Source organism: Microbacterium sp. 22215, from assembly GCF_052045655.1.
In the GTDB taxonomy this organism is placed as follows: Bacteria; Actinomycetota; Actinomycetes; order Actinomycetales; family Microbacteriaceae; genus Microbacterium; species Microbacterium phyllosphaerae.
The window spans coordinates 1-18,353 of sequence record NZ_JBQEPC010000005.1 but is presented as its reverse complement, the minus strand read 5'-3'; the positions used below and the strand labels follow the sequence as shown (position 1 = coordinate 18,353).

Below are 18,353 nucleotides of genomic sequence, written 5' to 3'. Positions count from 1 at the left end.
CATCGTAGGAGATCGAGGGAGGGGAAAGGGGGGCTCGGCGGGCGGTAGGCTTGACGGGTGGCTGCCTCCCCCACCAATCCCTATTCCGAAGCCGGCGTCGATACCGCTGCAGGCGATCTCGCCGTCGAGCTGATGAAGTCCTCCGTGCGCGCGACGCACGGCCCTGAAGTGCTGGGCGGTGTCGGCGGATTCGCCGGGCTGTTCGACGCGAGTGCACTGCGCGACTTCCGTCGCCCGCTGCTCGCGACCAGCACAGACGGTGTCGGCACGAAGGTCGCCATCGCGCAGGCCATCGACAAGCACGACACGATCGGCCAGGACCTGGTCGGCATGGTCGTCGACGACATCGTCGTGGTGGGCGCCAAGCCGCTCTTCATGACCGACTACATCGCGTGCGGCAAGGTCTTCCCGCAGCGCATCGCCGACATCGTGCGCGGCATCGCCGAGGCGTGCACCGCCACCGGCACCGCGCTCATCGGCGGCGAGACCGCCGAGCACCCCGGTCTCCTCGGCCCGCGCGACTACGACGTGGCAGGGGCCGCGACCGGTGTCGTCGAGGCCGACGGCATCCTCGGTGCCGACCGCGTGCAGGACGGCGACGTCGTGATCGCCGTCGAGTCCAGCGGACTGCACTCCAACGGCTACTCGCTCGTGCGTCACATCGTCACGAACGCCGGAATCGGCTACGGCGACAACGCCGCCGACTTCGGCAAGACCTGGGGCGAGGCTCTTCTCGAGCCGACGCGCCTCTACACGCTTCCGCTGCTGCGCCTGATCGAGCAGCTCGGCGGGGGAGTGCACTCGCTCAGCCACGTGACCGGCGGCGGCATCGCGGCGAACCTCGCGCGAGTGCTTCCGCAGGGGAGCTGGGCCGAGGTCGACCGCAGCACCTGGTCGCCGAGCCCGGTCTTCCGCGTGCTCAGCGACATCGCAGGCTCCACGCTGGAGTCGGCCGAGGGCACCTGGAACCTCGGCATCGGATTCCTCGCGATCATCGCGGCCGACAAGAAGGATGCCGCGATCGCGGCCCTCGCGGCCGAGGGCATGCCGGCGTGGCAGGTCGGAACCGTGGGCTTCGGCGCGCGTCCGGCCGGAGAGTTCGAACAGGGCGCCAAGGGCGTCGACGGTGGAGCAGTGCGCCTGGTCGGCGCCTACGCGGACGGAGCGAAGTAAGAGCCCATGTGCGGCATCGTCGGAATGGTGGGCTCTGCCCCGGTCAATCAGGACATCTACGACGCACTCCTGCTGCTGCAGCACCGCGGCCAGGATGCGACGGGAATCGCCACAGCTGAGGCGAACGGCGTCATGCACAACGCCAAGGCGCAGGGCATGGTCCGCGAGGCGTTCCGCACCCGCGACATGCGGGGACTGCTCGGCAACGTCGGGCTCGGTCACGTGCGCTACGCCACGAAGGGCACGGCCTCGAACGAGGAGGAGATGCAGCCGTTCTACGTGAACGCGCCGTACGGCATCATCCTCATCCACAACGGCAACCTCACGAACACGCGTGAGCTCACCGCCGACATGGCCAAGCGCGACCGCCGTCACCTCAACTCCTCGAGTGACACCGAGCTGCTGCTCAACGTGCTCGCCGGCGAGCTGCAGAACACGACCTCGACCGTCGACCTCGACGCCGAGCGCATCTTCGAAGCCGTCGAGCGCACGCACGAGCGCATCGAAGGCGCCTACGCGGTCATCGCGGTGATCGCCGGATACGGTCTGCTCGCGTTCCGCGACCCGTTCGGCATCCGCCCCCTGATCCTCGGCCGTCGTCCCTCGACGGTCTCCGGCGCCGAAGGCCGTGACGAGTGGGTCGTCGCGAGCGAGTCGCTCGTGCTCGAGAACGCCGACTACGAGGTCGTGCGCGAGGTCGAGCCCGGCGAGGCGATCTTCATCACCAGCGAGGGCGAGCTGCACACCAAGCAGTGCGCCACCGAGACCACGCTCGCGCCGTGCGCGTTCGAGTACGTGTACCTCGCGCGTCCCGACTCGGTCATGAACGGCGTCTCGGTCTACGAGTCGCGTCTGCGCATGGGCGACAGGCTCGCCGACACGATCGCGAAGCACGTGCCGATGGACAAGATCGACGTCGTCATGCCGATCCCCGACTCCGCGCGCCCCGCCGCCATGGAGGTCGCCCGCAAGCTCGGCATCGAGTACCGCGAGGGCTTCTACAAGAACCGCTACGTCGGTCGCACCTTCATCATGCCCGGTCAGGCCGTGCGCAAGAAGAGCGTGCGTCAGAAGCTCAACGCGATGTCCACCGAGTTCCAGGGCAAGAACGTGCTGCTGATCGACGACTCGATCGTCCGAGGCACGACCTCGAAGCAGATCATCCAGATGGCTCGGGATGCCGGAGCCACCTCGGTCACGTTCGCCTCGGCGGCGCCGCCCGTGCGGCATCCGCATGTCTACGGCATCAACATGCCGTCGCGTCACGAGCTCATCGCCCACGGCCGGACGATCCCCGAGATCGCCGAGGAGCTGGGCTGCGACCACCTCGTCTACCAGGAGGTCGAAGACCTCAAGGCGGCGATCAGCGAGGGATCCGTGCTCAGCGACCTCGACATGAGCTGCTTCGACGGCCGGTACGTCACCGGCACCGTCTCCGACGAGTACCTCGCGTGGGTGGAGGGGTCGCAGACCTCGTGACCTCAGCTGCGCAGCCGCTCTGGCGCGGACGCGCGCTCGCGTTGGTCGGCATCGTGCTGGTCGCGTTCTCGCTGCGATCCGCCGTCGCTTCGCTGTCTCCGGTGATCGACCACATCGCCGAGGACTTCCCCGTCTCGTCGGTCGTCGTCGGACTCATCGGCGCAGCACCTCCCGTGTGCTTCGCGGTGTTCGGCCTGCTGACGCCGCTGTTCGAGCGGCGGTTCGGCCTCGAACGGGTGGCCGTCGTCGCGATCGCCCTGATCGCCGCCGGTCTGCTGCTGCGCAGCCTCGCCGTCGATTCGACGTCGCTGCTCGCCGCGACCGCCGTGGTGTTCGCGGGGGTCGGCTCGGGCAACGTGCTGCTGCCGCCGCTGGTCAAGAAGTACTTCCCCGATCGCCTCGGCCTGATGATGACCGTCTACTCGACCACGATGGCGGTGTCGACCTTCGTGCCGCCGCTGGTCGCCGTGCCGATCGCCGACACGGCGGGGTGGCGCGTGTCGCTCGGCCTGTGGGGCGTCTTCGCCGCGATCGCTCTCATTCCCTGGGTGGCGATGCTCGTCGCGCATCGGACGGATGCCGTCGCGGCTGCTCCTTCACGAGGCGAGCAGGCGTCACCCGAGACAGCGGCCAAGGAGTACGACGCCGCGTCCATGGCGACCGGCCCGATCGCCACGACGCCTGCGAACCCCCGCGTCTTCGGGCGGCTGTGGCGTCTGCCGATGGCGTGGTCGATCGCTCTGGTGTTCGGTGCGTCGTCGACCATGGCCTACGTGTCGTTCTCGTGGCTGCCGACGATCATGATCGATGTGGGCGGGGTCTCGCCGTCGAACGCCGGACTGCTGCTGTCGCTGTTCGGCCTCATGGGTCTGCCGTGCTCGCTGCTGGTGCCGATCCTCATCGTGCGTTTCCAGGCAACGCGTCCCGTCTTCTTCATCGCGATCGCTGCGGGACTCGTCGGCCTGGCCGGCATCCTGTTCCTGCCCACTGTGGCACTGCCGCTGTGGGTCGCGCTGTTCGGCCTCGCGCCGGCGCTGTTCCCGCTCGCTCTGGTGCTGCTCAGCATCCGCGCCCGCACGCCCGAGAGCGCCGTCGCGCTCAGCGGGTTCGTGCAGAGCATCGGCTATGCGGTCGCCGCCGTGTTCCCGCTGCTGATCGGCCTGCTGCACGACGCGACCGACAGCTGGCTGATCCCGCTGTGGCTGCTCGTCGGCGTGCTGGTCGCGGTGATCCCCGCCGGATGGATCGCCGGGCGGCGCCGCACGATCGAAGAGGACTGGGAGCGCCGGCACGGCCGCTGGTGAGGCGAGCGCGGTGCCGGCCTGACGAGTCAGCGGCTGCGGACCTCGTCGCCGATGCGGATGCTGCCGCCGGCCCACGAGCCGGATGCGTCGGCCGGTGAGGCGCCGGGAAGAAGCAACCGGCCGAGGGTGGGCTCGTCCTGGGCGAACGAGGCGGTGAGCGTCTTCAAGACCTTGGCGTCGCGCACCCCGGTGTCGGGGTTCGCGTGCGCCGCCAGGCAACGCACGATCGGACCCGCGGTGTCGAACGCGATGTCTCCGACGATCACCTCTCCGGTCCAGTCGAGTTCCGACCAGGCGTCGGCGTCGCCGACGACGATGTTCGAGCGGAAACGGCGGTCGTCGACATCCATCTCGAGGGCGTCGCTCAGGGCGCTCACACTGCTGCGGGTGTGCACGGAGACATAACCGCGTGCTCGATCCTGGAATCTCGACGTCACTCCGTCGCCGACGAGGGTCAGCGGCAGCCGTCCGGGGCGCTGGATGCGGCGGCCTTCCGCAGTGCCGAGGACGAAGTCGGTCACGGCGTCGGCCAGTTCGATCCGTCCGGCGTCGTCGAGTCCCGCTTCCACGAGGATCGAGCCGGCGTGCTCGATGCGCACACGCCGTCGCTCGTCGTCGTAGTCGGTGCGGAGCGCCGCGAGGGCCGGGAAGTCCTGCAGCGAGAGCCCCTTCGCCTTGGGCCAGTAGTCGAGGCCGTCACGGTCTTCCGGGGTCGTCGCATCCGCGAAGCGGAAAGCCAGGACACGATCGCCCGCGATCCTCCCGTCGGCCTGCACGGTGAGCGAGTCGACGGACTCGGCCGTGAAGCCCTTGATCGGATGACGGTAGAGCGAGACGACGTGAGCCATGGGGTGATTCTCTCAGCTGGGTCGCGAACGGAGCGGCGGTCGGTGCGGGAGGACGTCGCGGTGTTCCAGGATTCTGGTCACGACGAAACCCCCGTGCGTCACACGGGGGAGTCGACGACGAACGAAAGGGCGGTCAGGCCTTTTCGAGTTCGTCCTCGTCTTCGTCCGCATACTCGTCGGCCCACTTGTCGACGTATGCGTCTTCAGAGTCGCTCGGGTGCGCGAGTTCGCGCTCGAGCGCCGAGTAGTTCACCGACGGACTGAACGACTTCAGTTCGCGGGCGATCTTGGTGTGTTTCGCCTTTTGACGGCCACGGCCCATGCCTGAGACCCCCTCACGAGTTAAGCTGCGGGCGACCAGCGCCCGAGTCATTCACGACACCGGCTGAAGGCCGGTAAGAGTAGCATTCAGAATAGCACGCGGCTAGACCGCACTGGCCCGTTGCCCGCTGGTGAAGGGAGCGATCATCATGACCGACAACACCTCCACGCCCTCGGATGAGGCCGCGCAGAACGCGACACTGCAGAAAGCAGTCATCGTCGGGATGCAGCCGGGGCAGGCCAAACGAGTGATCGACGAAGCGGCGCGTTTCGCCCGGCTCCTTCGCGTGCCGCTCGTGGTGGCGCACGTCGACGTCACGCGCTTCGTGACGTATGAGGATCCGGACGGGTACGTGCACTCGGCGCCCATCGACATCAACTTCGAGGCCGGTACTGCCGAGTTCGAGGCCGTGCAGTCCGAAGCGGCCGCTGCCCTCGACGGCACAGGGTTGACGTGGACGGCGCGTCAGCTGGTCGGCGATCCGGCGCTCGCCATCAAGGCGCTCGCCAACAAGCTCGATGCCCAGCTGATCGTGGTCGGCACGCGCAAGCGCGGCATCGGCGAGTCCATCCGGGAGTTCTTCACCGGATCCGTCGCGGCTCGGCTCGCGCACCGTCAGCATCGCTCGGTATTGGTCGTGCCGCTCGAAGAGCCGGTACCCGACTCGCAGCCCGAGATCTGGACCGAGTAGGTTCCGCGCGTCGTCGGTGCGGATGGCTGGTCGATTCCCGTTCGGCTGATCACGTCGATCGGACGGCCCCGTCCGCCGGGGAATCGTCAGCCACCTGAAACGCCGAAGTCCCTCTCGTCGCGTGACGGGAGGGACTTCGGATCGTGTGACGGGTGACGTCAGCGCCCGAGCGACGCCAGTGCGGTCGTGATGCCGCGGGCTGCGGCATCCAGTCCGTCCTCCAGCTGCGAGACCACGGATGCCGGCAGAGTGCCGCCCTTCGCGATGTGAGTACGCAGGTCGGTGCGCACGCGTGCGCGGAAGGCGTTGATGACGGCATCCGCCCTGTGCATCTCCTCGCGGGTGATGATGCGCTCGTCGTCGCCCGCGGTGCGGGGGCGGGACTTGGATGCCGCGCGGTCGTCCTTCTCGGCGGTGGCGAGGTCGGCGCGGAGGCTCTTCATCGCCTCCTGCACGCTCTGGCGAACCTCGTTCGCGATCAGGCGCACCGAGTCGGTGAGCCCTGCCTCGATGCCGGCCAGGTCGCCCTCGCGTGACGCGAGCTCGGCGCGTCCGGCATCCGTGATCGCATAGATCGTGGTGCGGCCGTCGACTGTCTTCGTGACGAGTCCCTCCTCCTCGAGCTTCGCGAGTCGGGGGTAGATGGTGCCGGCGCTCGGCGTGTAGGTGCCGCCCGTGCGGTCGGTCAACGCCTGGATGATCCCGTATCCGTGCTGCGGGGCCTCGGCGAGCAGCGAGAGCAGGTAGAGCCTCAGGTCGCCGTGCGAGAAGACTGCGGGACTCATGCTTCCCACTCCGCATCATTCGTGATCGACTCGGGCGAGCGGCGCAGAACGGTCACGCCGCCCGAGACCGAATTGGCGCGCAGGTCGACGAAGCGACCGGCGAGCTCACCGGTCGAGCCGGTGTAGTTGTTGATGCCGGACGAGCCGCGCTCGATGCCGTCGATAAGCAGGCGGCCGCTGAGTGAACGGATGACGTAGTTCGCGGCGAGCGACTCGTCGAGGCGCACGGTCGTGCCGCCCGAGACGGAGTTGACGTTGATGGTGTTGACGTCGCCCGCGGCGTCGACGAGCGTCGAGCCCGACACGATGTCGACGGTCGCGCGGCGGATCGTGCCGGTGACGGCGACGTCGCCCGAGACGCTGTTAGCGCTGATCGATCCGGTGAGCCCGCGCACCTGCACGTCACCCGAGACCGAGTTGACGGTCAGGTCGCCGATGAGGGTGTCGACGATGAGGTCGCCCGAGACGGTGTTGAGGCGGGCGTCGTTGCGGATGCCCGAGATGAGCGCGCCGGCGCTGACGACGCCGAGGTTGAGGGCGATCGAGCGGGGGACGGCGACGCTGACCTCGGCCTTGGGGCCGCCCGAGCCGAAGTTGCGGAACACCTCGAGGAAGTTGTCCCAGCCGAGCTGCGGGTGGTCGATCTCGACCTCGCCGTCATTCGACTCGATGCGGAGGTCCTTGGTGGTGACGCCGTGCACTTCGATGCGGATGCCGGGTTCGTCGTGCGCGATGACGTCGACCTGGCCGCCGACCAGACCGATCTTCAGGCGGGTGACGTTCTCGATGTCGATCACACGTTCTTCACCGGGGGCGATGAGCCACTTCTCGGTCATGTCTGCTTCTCCTGTGTTGAGTGAACACGATATATCGTGTTCCGACAGGGTAACACGATATATCTCGACTTTGTCAAGTGGGTGGGCTCGCGCCGTGAGCCGAGTCAGTTCAGACGAGGGGTGGGGTGTGCCAGATGCGGTCGATGTAGTCGCGGATCGAGCGGTCCGACGAGAAGAAGCCGGTACGGGCGACGTTGAGGATCGCGGAGCGGGTCCACGCCTCCTGGTCGGCGTAGGCGGCATCCACTCGTTCCTGTGCCGCGATGTACGACGCGTAGTCGGCGAGCACCATGAAGCGGTCCTCGTAGAGCAGATTCGAGACGACGGGTTCGAACACCGAGCGGTCGCCGCGTGAGAAGGCTCCGGATGCGATCAGGTCGATCGCCCGGCGCAGACCCTCATCGGCCTGGTAGAAGTCCTGAGGCCGGTAACCGCGAGTCGACAGCTCCGACACCTCGGGCTCGCTCATGCCGAAGAGGTAGAAGTTGTCGTCCCCCACGAGTTCGCGGATCTCGACGTTCGCCCCGTCATCCGTGCCGATCGTGAGCGCGCCGTTCAGGGCGAACTTCATGTTGCCCGTGCCCGATGCCTCCTTGCCGGCGAGCGAGATCTGCTCCGACAGGTCGGCGGCGGGGATCACGCGCTCGGCAAGGGTCACGTTGTAGTTCGGCGGGAAGACGACCCTCAGTCGACCCTCGAGACGGGGGTCGGTGTTGACGACTTCGCCGACGGCGTTGATGAGGTGGATGATGCGCTTCGCCATCGCGTATCCGGGCGCCGCCTTCGCGCCGAAGATCGCGGTGCGGGGAACGACATCCGACACGGCGATGCGCCCCGAGATGACGCCCTCGTAGGTCGTGACGATGTGCAGCACCTTCAGCAGCTGACGCTTGTACTCGTGCAGGCGCTTGACCATCACGTCGAGCATGTGACCGTCGCTGATCTCGACGCCGTCTCGTTCATGCAGCACCTCGCTCAGGCGGCGCTTGTTCGCCGCTTTCACGCCTGCGAACGCGGTGCGGAACTCGGCATCCTCGGCGAAGGGTTCGAGCTCGCGCAGGCGTTCGAGGTCGGTGGCCCAGCCGTCTCCGATCGCCGCGGTGATCAGCGACGAGAGCTCGGGGTTCGCCAGGCGCAGGAACCGACGAGGTGTCACGCCGTTCGTGACGTTGGTGAACTTGCCGGGGAAGAACGCGTCGAAGTCGTGGAGCACCTTGTCGCGCAGCAGCTGCGAGTGCAGCTCGGCGACGCCGTTGACCTTCGCTCCTGCGACGGTCGCGAGGTACGCCATGCGCACGGAGCGCACCGGATGCTCGGCGATGATCGACATGTTGCGCACGAGCATCTCGTCGTCGCCGAAGCGCTCGCGCACCGCCACGAGGAACTCGTCGTTGATGCGGTAGATGATCTCGAGGTGGCGGGGCAGCAGGCGCCCGAGCAGTTCGACCGGCCACACCTCGAGGGCTTCGGGGAGCAGCGTGTGACACGTGTACGCGAAGCACTGCCGGGTGATCGCCCACGCGGCATCCCACTCGAGGTGCCTCTCGTCGATGAGCACCCGCATGAACTCGGGCACCGCGATCACCGGGTGGGTGTCGTTGAGCTGGAAGATCACGCGCTCGGGAAGGTTCGCGAGGTCGAAGCCGTCGGCGAGCATGTTGTCGAGGAAGTCGTGGATGGATGCCGCGACGAAGAAGTACTGCTGCTGCAGGCGCAGCTCCTTGCCCTGCGGGGTGGAGTCTTCGGGGTAGAGCACCTTCGAGATGTTCTCGGCGTAGGTCTGCGCGCGCACGGCTTCTTCGTAGTCCCCCGAGTTGAAGATGCGCAGGTCGAAGGCGCTCGTCGCCACGGCGCTCCACAGGCGCAGTGTGTTGACGCGGCCGTTCCGGAATCCGGGGACCATGTAGTTGTAGGGCACGGCCTGCACGTTCCACGCGGGAACCCACCGGCTGCGGGTGACGCCCGCGTCGTCGTACTTCTCGGTGTGGCCGCCGAACGCGATCGTCTGCGCGTCTTCGGGTCGGGCGAACTCCCACGGCGAGCCGAGCGCGAGCCAGGCGTCGGGCTGCTCGACCTGCTGGCCGTCGACGAACGTCTGGCGGAAGATCCCGTACTCGTAGCGGATGCCGTAGCCGATGCTCGGCACCGCCATCGTGGCGAGCGAGTCGATGAAGCAGGCGGCGAGACGGCCGAGTCCGCCGTTGCCGAGGCCGGGCTCGACCTCGTGGGCGCGCAGCTCGTCGAGGTCGATGCCACACGATGCGAGGGCCTCGGTCGCGACCTCGGTGAGGTCGGCCGCGAGCAGGTTATTGTCGAGCTGGCGGCCCAGCAGGTACTCGGCCGAGAGGTAGCAGACGCCCTTGGCCTGCACCTCCTTCTGGTGCCGCACGTCTTCGAGCCATCGCGCCATCAGGTAGTCCCGCACGGTGTGGGCGAGGGCGAGGTAGCGATCATTCGCGCTGGATGCCGACAGCGCGACACCGCGGTCGAAGTTGAGGTTGTGCAGGAAGCGCTCCACGAACTCATCCGCGGTGCTCGGCGGAGCGATCACGGGAGCGAGGGCGAGCGGATGCAGGGAGGAGTGTGATTCGGGCACGTGACGACCGTAGCGAGCGCCGGGCCGATTCGTGTGACGGGCGGATGAAGAATATTGGTTGGGGACCGTTCTCTCGACCGGGATCGCGATAAAACCGTTACCTGGGAGTCACATTGGTGCTTCCTATCAATCCCCTGAACCCAATAGGTTGATCCTCGGATGCTCATCCGTCATGCGCATCGACCGGAGAGCGCGCGAGCGCATGTAACTGGGGGCTCTATGCGTGCGCGCATTTTTCTGGGGTTCGTCCTCGTCTCGATTCTGTTCGTGGGTGGATTGACACCCTCAGGTGCTGCAGTCGCGCAAGGCGCCACGGTTGGGCGGATCAGTGCCCCGCGAGTCACGGCGGCAACGGATGAAGCAGCGGTTTTGGCTGCACAGCAGGTTGCTGTCGAGACGGGCGAGCCCGTGGTCGTCGACGAGCTCACCACTCCCACCGAGCTCACGACGGCCTTGCCCGATGGGACCACGGAGACCGCGATCTCGAGCCGTCCGGTGCGCGTCGAACAGGACGGCTCGTGGGTCGATCCCGACCTCAGCCTCGTGCGGGTGGGCCAGTGGTATGAGCCGGCGGCAACTGCCGTACCTGTGCGGTTCTCGACTGGTGGCAGCGATCAGCTGAGCCAAGTGCGTGCGGAGTCGGGGGAGTGGATCACCGAGGTATGGCCGCATGGCACTCTCCCCGCACCGGTCATCGACGGCGACACCGCGACGTACACCGAGGTGCTTCCAGGCGTGGACCTCAAGCTTGTCGCCACTCGTACCGGCAAGGCCTCCATCTTCGTCGTGAAGAATGCTGCCGCAGCCGCCTCGTCGCAGCTTGCGGACCTTCGCGTGAACGTCGAAGGAGCGATGCTCGATACGAATGCGTCAGGTACCGCTATCGCTGAGACCGACTCGGGCGCCACTGTCGTCGCTGGCCAGCCGTTGTGGTGGGACTCCTCGGGCGGCGGAGATTTCCGTGAGCCTGGCCTGACCGCGCCGGTGAGGCCAGTCGAGCACGAGTTCTCGGATGACGGCGTCGCAATGGACGTGGGGGAGTCTGTCGAGCGCGAGGTGCAGGACATGCCGGCTGATGGGGAGCTCGATTATCCGCTCTTCATCGACCCCGACTGGAGCGTGGGCGAGGCGTCGTCGTGGTACACCGATGCCGCCTACCCGGATCAGTCCTACTTGAGCGCTGGTGCTTCGGATGTTCTTCGTGTGGGGATCTATCAGAACTTTCGCTCGGACATGTTCTTCCAGTTTCCGATCAGCGCGATGTCGGGTAAGCAGATCTTGTCTGCTCGTCTGAATACAACGCAGGTGGCGGTGGCCGCTTGCGGTGTTCAGCCGATCCAAGTGCAGACGTATGGGCTGAAGACGCCCGGTTTCACCTGGGATCAGGAGCAAGCGTGGAACGCCGCAGGAACCGGCGGCTGGAGCGCGATCCTGCAGGCCCCGTTCTACGGCCCGGATTGTGGGGCGGCGCCCCTCGCTGTCGGGTGGAACGTCACCGCAGGCGTGAAGGACAAGGTCGGTGACGACAACATGCAATTCGCCTTCACGTACTCGAACCCCAACGCTCCTTCGCGTCGTCACTACAGCCGCGACGCTACGCTCATCGTGACCTACAACACCGCACCGAGGGTGCCGACCGCACAGGCAATCGTCTCGCCGCCCCGCGCGTGCGGCACCGCTGTCGCACCAGCTCAGGTCGCGGCGACCGACGTGACCGTCTCCGTCAATCAGACCGATCCGGATGCGGGGAACGTCGACACCTACTTCTATCTGTCGAAGGCATCGGCGACCGCAACGGTCGTGCAGACGAAGAGTGCAGCCATGCGAGCGCAGGGTGTTCGGAGCATCCCGTTCACAGGCCTCACCGACGGTGTGACCTACGCGTGGCGAGCTCGGGGGTACGACACCCACGCGTGGGGAGCGTACGGCGGGTGGTGCTACTTCACCGTAGATGTCACCAAGCCCGTTCTTCCGACAGTTTCGAGCACGACGACATCGTTCACGGTCGGACAGGGAGCGACGGTGGACGTGAACGGTGAGACGGGTGCGGCTGGGTACGTGTACTGGGTCGCGCCGGGCGCGATCGTCTCGCCCGCTCCGACGATCCCGGTGGGCGGTACGGTGAGCAAGACCAGCGCGTTGCCGGCGTGTGACGGGGTCGTCTCCGCCAGCGTGCGATGGGCCTGCGCGAACACCAGCGGAAACGCCGTGCTGACCGTCGCGCCGGTGGACTCGTACTCCACGCTGTGGGTCTCGGCGTACGATCGTGCGGGCAACCAGGCGAATGCCGTGGGATTCCCGCTCTATGACAACAGCGCAAACGGGGCACCGGCAGGCGCCGCGAACATCGACGGTGGTCACGCGTGGCAGCTATCCGCACTCGAGTCCCCCTTGCCGTCGACGATTCAGGATTCGAATCCTTGGATCGGAGCGAACGCTGTCGCTCTGACGATCCCGGCGGGAACAGCCACAGATCAGACCAGTGTCGTGATCCCGCCGGTCGCCACGCCGGTGCTCAGCGGGGCATCGCTTGCCTCCACCGCTGATGCCTTCAGCACCTCGGCGTCACCTGTTGATGCCTCGAAGAGCTTCACTCTGAGCATGTGGGTCAGGCCGACGGCGGTTCCTACCGCCGACCAGGTGATCGCCTCGCAGGGCGGCACCGGTCGTGGAAGCGTCAGTCTGCGAGCCACCGTCGGCGGCGCCTACGCCTTCTGCATCACCGGCGCGGCGGCCAGCGATGACAACGGGCGTCCGGTGAGCGGCTGCGCCACCGGTGGATCTCTGTCGTTGAACTCCTGGCAGATGGTCACCGGGATCTGGGATGCCGGTAATCAGCAGCTTCGGCTCGTGATGGGTGGCACGTCGGTGTCGCCGGTTGCTGCGGCCGGCCATGTCGTGGGATCGGGCGATTGGACGGCGAACGGGCCGCTCAAGCTCGCTCCTGCTCCGCACGCCAACAGGTTCAAGGGCTCGATCGCAGATCCAGTGATCGTTCCCGGAGTCGTCGACCATTTTCAGCTTCAAGCGCTGGCGGGTCTCTCCCTTCCCTTCTCCGAATGATGGAGCGAAACATGACCACATGGAATCTGCGGCGCGGAATCCTCGCCACAGTAGCGACCGCCGCTTTGGTGCTCGGCGTCGCGATCTCGCCATCGCCGGCCATCGCGGAGGACGCGATCCCCACGATCGAAGAGCCGGTGTTCGGCGATCCGGTCCCGGGTACGACCGTTGGCGCGAAAGGGGGCAAGGGCAAACCGGCATCATCGGTGACTGCGCCGGCGCCCGCAGAGCGCGCCGTGACCGAGGTGCCGGCGGAGGATGTCGAACTCCCTTCATCTGACGTGGACGGTGTCGAGACCGAGGGCGTCAAGGGCACCTCGCCGGCGACCGTGGCCGGCGAATGGCAGAAGGTCGGCGACTCCGGGGTGCAGGTCGCGGCCGCAGAACAGGTCGCGGCAGATAAGAAGGATGCCAGCGAGCCTGCGGCAGCCGTAGAGGCCGGCGTGCTCAGCACGAAGGCGTCCACGAAGCTCGGGGCTGCTGTGGCGATCACGCTCGACCGCGCCGACGATAAGAAGGGCGAAGCGCCGATTGCCGTCAGCGTCCCCGACGATCTTCTCGCAGGCTCCTTCGGCGGAAACTATGCAGATCGGCTGACCTGGATCCAGGTCCCGCTCGTCGATGGCAAGCCGAAGCTCGACAAGGCCACCTCGGTCGCTCGAGCGACCGGCGAGAAGTCGGTCGTGCTGACCCCCACGGTCGCTGACTCACCGGTCATGCTGATGGCGGTCGCCGCGGCGTCGACGACAGACGGCACAGGGTCATACGCCGCGACGCCGCTGAAGTCGTCGTCCACATGGGACGTCGCCGAACAGACGGGGGCGTTCACCTGGGCGTACGACATGGGGGTTCCCGCTGCGGGAGCCGGCCCCTCACCCGATCTGGCGCTGTCGTACAACTCGCAGGCCGTCGACGGTGCGACCGCATCCACGAACAACCAGCCGTCTGCTGTCGGCGAGGGCTGGGACCTGTCGGCGAGTGGCTTCATCGAGCGCAGCTACATCCCGTGTGCCAAAGACGATGGCGCGAGTGGCGCTGTGACCACATCGGGCGACCTCTGCTGGCGCACCAACAATGCGACTGTGTCATTCGGCGGACACTCGGGGTCTCTCATCAAGGACGACGCGTCGGGGAAGTGGAAGCTCCCCAACGATGACGGCACCCGCTTCGAGTACCTGACGGGAACGGCGCAGGGATGCGCGGCGAACGGTACGGCTTCTACCGACTGCTGGAAGATGACGACGCCCGACGGCACGCAGTACTTCTTCGGCCTCAATCGTCTGCCCGGGTGGGTCACGGGTAAGGCGGTCACGAACTCGACATGGACCGTCCCGGTGTTCGGCAACGACGTCGGCGAGCCCTGTCACGCCTCGACGTTCGCTGCCTCGTCATGCATGCAGGCCTGGCGGTGGAATCTCGACTACGTGGTCGATGTCCACGGCAACGCAGAGACGTTCTACTACACGGCGGAGACCAACAAGTACGCCAAGAACAAGACGACCGCCACTGTGTATCAGCGCGGCGGCGTGCTGTCGCGCATCGAGTACGGACTTCGGTCGAACAACATCTACGGGGCGAACGCCGCGGGCTATCGGGTGCTGTTCGCCTACGACACCAAGGGGCGTTGTAGCGATGCGACCGGAGCGAAGTGCACCACGGGCACGCTCGACGCTGCGGTGAAACCGGCAAACCCGGCGATGTACCCCGATGTCCCCTGGGACCGGCTGTGCACGGCCGCCACCTGCACCACGGCCCAGATCTCGCCGTCGTTCTTCACGAACGCGCGACTCGCCACGGTTCAGACTCAGGTGCTTGTCTCTACGGCGTACTCCAACGTCGACAAGTGGGCGCTGTCGCACTCCTACCCTGCGCCCGGAGACGGCACCTCGCCGGCACTGTGGATGACGCAGGTGCAGCGCACCGGAACGGCCGCCGCGCAGGCGGCGATCGCCGAACCTGCAACCGTCTTCTTGGGAACGACGATGCAGAACCGGGTGTGGGTTGTCGATGGGCTCGCACCCCTCGACAAGTGGCGGCTCAGCTCGATCAAGACCAGTCTCGGCGGTGTCATCAGCGTCAACTATCAGGGCCAGCAGTGCACGGCGGCACAAGCACCGGCGATCCTCGCCGACCTGGCGAACAACACCAAGTGGTGCTTCCCCGAATGGTGGGTGCCTGAGTCTACGGTCGCGTTGCCCGGACGTCAGGACCTCTTTCACAAGTATCCGGTGGCGTCGGTCATCGTCGATGGAGTGACCGGCGGCCCACTCAACAAGGCGCAGCAGACCCAGTACTTCTACGGCACCCCGCGCTGGCGATACAACGACTCTCCTCTGACCATCGCGAACTCGCGCACCTGGAGCATGTTCTCCGGTGTCGACACGGTCGAGGTGCGCGAGGGCAACCCGGCCACTCCCGCAGCGCAGAAGGTGACGAAGTACACCTACTACCAGGGCATGAACGGCGATCGTGCGGCCCCGAGCGGCGGGACGAAGCCGGTGAACGTCGTGGGGACATCGATCGCGGACGAACGCTGGTTCGCCGGTCAGACACACAGCCAGCAGACGCTCAAGGGCGTGGGCGGAGCTGTCGTGAGCACCCAGGTGAACACCCCGTGGGCGTCGCCCGTCACGGCGGAATCCGGAACGCGCACCGCGCGGTTCACGAACGTGCAGAAGACCGTGATGACCGAGCCCGTCTCTACCGGCGGCAGCCGCACGCTCGAGACACGCACGACTTTCAATGACACCTACGGATACCCGCTCACGGTTTCGACGATGCCCTCCGATGCGGCGGGCACCTGCACCACGACGACGTACGCCGCTGCGAACACGACAGCGTGGGTGATCGGACTTCCCAGTCAGGTCCGCACGGTGGCGAAGACGTGCTCCGATGCAGGCACCGCCCAGTTCCCGGCGGATCTCGTCAGCGATGTCAAGACCACGTACGACGGTGGGGCGTGGGGCGCGGCGGCTACTCGCGGACTCGCGACGTCGACTCAGGTCGTCGACCGGTACGACAACGGTCAGCCGCATTGGGCTGCCGCCGGATCGCAGACATACGACGCTCTGGGGCGCCCGCTCGTGAAGACCGACGCGCTCGGCCGCACCAGCACCACCGCCTACACGCCGGCTGCGACTCAACCGCTGCTGAGCACGGTGGCGAAGAACACTGCTCCGTTCCAGTGGGCGACGACAACGACGTTCGAACCCACCACGGGAACCCCGACGACGATCGTAGATCCGAATGGCGCGACGACCACGATCTCGGTGGATGCATTGGGACGCAACAGCAAGGTCTGGCTGCCGCTGCAGCCCAAGGCGACCAACCCTGACGCTCCGTCATTGGCTTTTGTCTACACCTTGTCGCAGTCCGCACCGAACGCGATCAAGACCACGACCTTCACGGGTGGCGGCAACGTGACCGCCTTCGAGCTCTTCGATGGTCTCGGTCGATCCGTGCAGAATCAATCTGCCGCTGTGGGCGGCGGCGCGGTCATCAAGACCACGAACTATGACGACCAGGGTCGTTCCTACTTCGTCGACAACGCCTACTGGACGGCGTCGATCTCGCCGGGAGTGTCATTCTTCACTCCCGACAGTGAGAACAACATCCCGTCTCAGGTGATCACGACCTACGATGCTGTCGGCCGCACGCTCAAGACCGTGCTCAACGGCTCGGGCACGCTCCGCAATCAGACGGTCATGGCGTACCCCGGCGCGGATCGCGTCGACACCACGCCGCCGCAGGGTGGTACGGCGACGAGCGTGACCACCAACTCGCTCGGTCAGAAGACGAAGCTCGTGCAGTACCTGAACGGGGCGGTGTCGGGCACAGGTCAGCCCTGGACCTACACATACGACGGTGCTGGCCGCACGACATCGATGACCGATCCGGCTGGCAACGACTGGACCTGGGCGTTCGACCTGCTCGGAAACCGGGTAGCGCAGAACGACGCCGACTCCGGAGTATCGACCGCTACGTATGACCTCGCCGGAAACATGACGTCGACCACCGACGCACGGGGCAAGACGGTGACGACCACGTACGACGAGCTCAACCGCAAGAAGGCGATCTACGCGGGTGATGCGTCGGGTGCGATCCTCTCGGCATGGACGTATGACACAGTGTCGAAGGGACGTGTGACCTCGTCGACGTCGTACACCGGCTCGACGGCAGGCACTCCCGGAACCGCGTACACGACGACGGTCGGGTCATACGATCTCGCCGGGAACCCGCTGGACACGACAGTATCGATTCCCAGCGGTGCGCCGGCGTTCGGCGGAACCTCGTACAAGGTCACGTCGTACTACAACTCGGATTCGTCGCTGCAGGCGAAGTCTGTTCCCGCTATCGGTGGGCTCCCCACGGAGCTCATCAGGTACGCCTATGACCCCTGGGGAAGGCTCGGGAGTGTCCGCGCGGGAACCACTGCGGTGCTCGGCGGCACGGACTACTCGCCCATCGGACAGCTCGCGCAGTTCGTGCGGGGCACCAGCGCCAGCAGCGCCTACTCGACGTATGGGTACGACCCTGCGACGGGCGCCGTCCTCGCGATCAAGGACAATGCGGTGTTCGGCGGTGCCGGCCACTACGTCGCGGATCGCTCGTTCACCCGCGACGCCGTCGGCAACGTGACGTCGTCGACGGTGTCGGCGACGCATCCGCAGACGCAGACGCAGAAGACGTGTTACACGTACGACGGTCTGCGTCAGTTGACGCAGGCGTGGACGCCGAATGCGTCAGCGACGTGTGCGGATGCGGCGTCTGCGGCGACGATGGGTGGTCCGGCTCCGATGTGGATGGATTACGCGTATGACACGACCACGGGTAATCGGACGAGTGTGACGTCGCATTCTGCGATGGGGTCGACGTCGACTCGGGCGTATGAGTATCCGGCGGCGGGGGCTGCTCGTCCGCATGCGGTGCAGGAGATCACGGGTGCGGCGGGTGATGGGTCGGGCTCGTACGAGTATGACGAGTCCGGGAACGCGGTCAGTCGTCCCGGGCAGGAGATCACGTTCAACACACGCGGCAAGGTGTCGAAGGTGGTGGCGGGGGCTGAGGAGCAGTCGAACGTGTATGACGTTGACGGCAACTTGTTGTTGCGGGTGTCGTCGTCGGAGGGTGCGACGTTGTTCCTGGGGGATACGAGTGTGTCTCAGGCTGTGGGGTCGTCGGTGGTGGAGGGGTTCCGGACGTACTCTGGTGCGGAGGGGAAGCCGGTGGCGCAGCGGTCGGCGAAGTCGGGGACTG

Annotated in this window: 11 protein-coding genes; 6 read left to right on the top strand and 5 right to left on the bottom strand. The window is 66.6% G+C overall.

Features of this window, described 5'->3' with window-relative positions; genetic code table 11:
* The first annotated feature begins 57 nt into the window (after window positions 1-57).
* Genes purM through ACTJKH_RS09690 form a run of 3 tightly spaced genes read left to right on the top strand, consistent with a single transcriptional unit; the run spans window position 58 to window position 3,956 of the window.
* Complete coding sequence (purM, locus tag ACTJKH_RS09700; protein ID WP_434332259.1) at window positions 58-1,173, top strand: phosphoribosylformylglycinamidine cyclo-ligase; 1,116 nt, start codon at window positions 58-60, stop codon at window positions 1,171-1,173.
* Between the two features lie 6 nt (window positions 1,174-1,179).
* Window positions 1,180-2,652 carry an amidophosphoribosyltransferase gene (gene purF, locus ACTJKH_RS09695; RefSeq protein ID WP_440736721.1) on the top strand — a complete coding sequence of 491 codons (1,473 nt, stop codon included), beginning with the start codon at window positions 1,180-1,182 and terminating at the stop codon, window positions 2,650-2,652.
* Window positions 2,649-3,956 carry an MFS transporter gene (locus tag ACTJKH_RS09690; protein WP_440736720.1) on the top strand — a complete coding sequence of 436 codons (1,308 nt, stop codon included), beginning with the start codon at window positions 2,649-2,651 and terminating at the stop codon, window positions 3,954-3,956. Before purF ends, ACTJKH_RS09690 begins: the two co-directional genes overlap by 4 nt.
* A gap of 26 nt (window positions 3,957-3,982) precedes the next feature.
* On the opposite strand, the gene ACTJKH_RS09685 is transcribed toward ACTJKH_RS09690, so the two are convergent.
* Together ACTJKH_RS09685 and ACTJKH_RS09680 are read right to left on the bottom strand one after the other, a co-directional pair.
* Complete coding sequence (locus tag ACTJKH_RS09685) at window positions 3,983-4,804, bottom strand: MOSC domain-containing protein (protein WP_440736719.1); 822 nt, start codon at window positions 4,802-4,804, stop codon at window positions 3,983-3,985.
* Between the two features lie 133 nt (window positions 4,805-4,937).
* The gene (locus ACTJKH_RS09680) at window positions 4,938-5,126 is read right to left on the bottom strand and encodes a DUF3073 domain-containing protein (protein ID WP_045254362.1); all 189 of its coding nucleotides are present in this window, start codon (window positions 5,124-5,126) and stop codon (window positions 4,938-4,940) included.
* Window positions 5,127-5,274: 148 nt separating this feature from the next.
* Between ACTJKH_RS09680 and ACTJKH_RS09675 the strand changes: the two genes are divergently transcribed.
* On the top strand, window positions 5,275-5,817 hold the full coding sequence (locus ACTJKH_RS09675) for a universal stress protein (protein ID WP_440736718.1): 543 nt from the start codon (window positions 5,275-5,277) through the stop codon (window positions 5,815-5,817).
* 158 nt (window positions 5,818-5,975) lie between these two features.
* Here the strand turns inward: ACTJKH_RS09675 and ACTJKH_RS09670 are convergent, their stop codons facing one another.
* From ACTJKH_RS09670 to ACTJKH_RS09660, 3 genes are all read right to left on the bottom strand, one after another.
* On the bottom strand, window positions 5,976-6,602 hold the full coding sequence (locus ACTJKH_RS09670) for a PadR family transcriptional regulator (protein ID WP_210096844.1): 627 nt from the start codon (window positions 6,600-6,602) through the stop codon (window positions 5,976-5,978).
* Complete coding sequence (locus tag ACTJKH_RS09665; protein ID WP_210096845.1) at window positions 6,599-7,438, bottom strand: DUF4097 family beta strand repeat-containing protein; 840 nt, start codon at window positions 7,436-7,438, stop codon at window positions 6,599-6,601. Before ACTJKH_RS09665 ends, ACTJKH_RS09670 begins: the two co-directional genes overlap by 4 nt.
* Before the next feature lie 109 nt (window positions 7,439-7,547).
* Window positions 7,548-10,034 (bottom strand): glycogen/starch/alpha-glucan phosphorylase, encoded by a 2,487-nt coding sequence (locus ACTJKH_RS09660; RefSeq protein WP_440736717.1) that lies wholly within the window; start codon window positions 10,032-10,034, stop codon window positions 7,548-7,550.
* Window positions 10,035-10,193: 159 nt separating this feature from the next.
* Here ACTJKH_RS09660 and ACTJKH_RS09655 point away from each other — a divergent pair, with 159 nt between their 5' ends.
* Both ACTJKH_RS09655 and ACTJKH_RS09650 read left to right on the top strand, forming a co-directional pair.
* The gene (locus tag ACTJKH_RS09655; protein ID WP_440736716.1) at window positions 10,194-13,097 is read left to right on the top strand and encodes a LamG-like jellyroll fold domain-containing protein; all 2,904 of its coding nucleotides are present in this window, start codon (window positions 10,194-10,196) and stop codon (window positions 13,095-13,097) included.
* Window positions 13,098-13,108: 11 nt separating this feature from the next.
* A partial coding sequence (locus ACTJKH_RS09650) for an RHS repeat domain-containing protein (RefSeq protein ID WP_440736715.1) occupies window positions 13,109-18,353 on the top strand: 5,245 nt, incomplete at its 3' end.

What these genes read in the sequence shown, in the direction of transcription:
- purF (WP_440736721.1), top strand. Translation starts at nt 1,180, where the DNA reads ATGTGCGGCATCGTCGGAATGGTGGGCTCTGCCCCGGTCAATCAGGAC.
- ACTJKH_RS09685 (WP_440736719.1), bottom strand. Translation starts at nt 4,804, where the DNA reads ATGGCTCACGTCGTCTCGCTCTACCGTCATCCGATCAAGGGCTTCACG.
- ACTJKH_RS09680 (WP_045254362.1), bottom strand. Translation starts at nt 5,126, where the DNA reads ATGGGCCGTGGCCGTCAAAAGGCGAAACACACCAAGATCGCCCGCGAA.
- ACTJKH_RS09675 (WP_440736718.1), top strand. Translation starts at nt 5,275, where the DNA reads ATGACCGACAACACCTCCACGCCCTCGGATGAGGCCGCGCAGAACGCG.
- ACTJKH_RS09670 (WP_210096844.1), bottom strand. Translation starts at nt 6,602, where the DNA reads ATGAGTCCCGCAGTCTTCTCGCACGGCGACCTGAGGCTCTACCTGCTC.
- ACTJKH_RS09665 (WP_210096845.1), bottom strand. Translation starts at nt 7,438, where the DNA reads ATGACCGAGAAGTGGCTCATCGCCCCCGGTGAAGAACGTGTGATCGAC.
- ACTJKH_RS09655 (WP_440736716.1), top strand. Translation starts at nt 10,194, where the DNA reads ATGCTCATCCGTCATGCGCATCGACCGGAGAGCGCGCGAGCGCATGTA.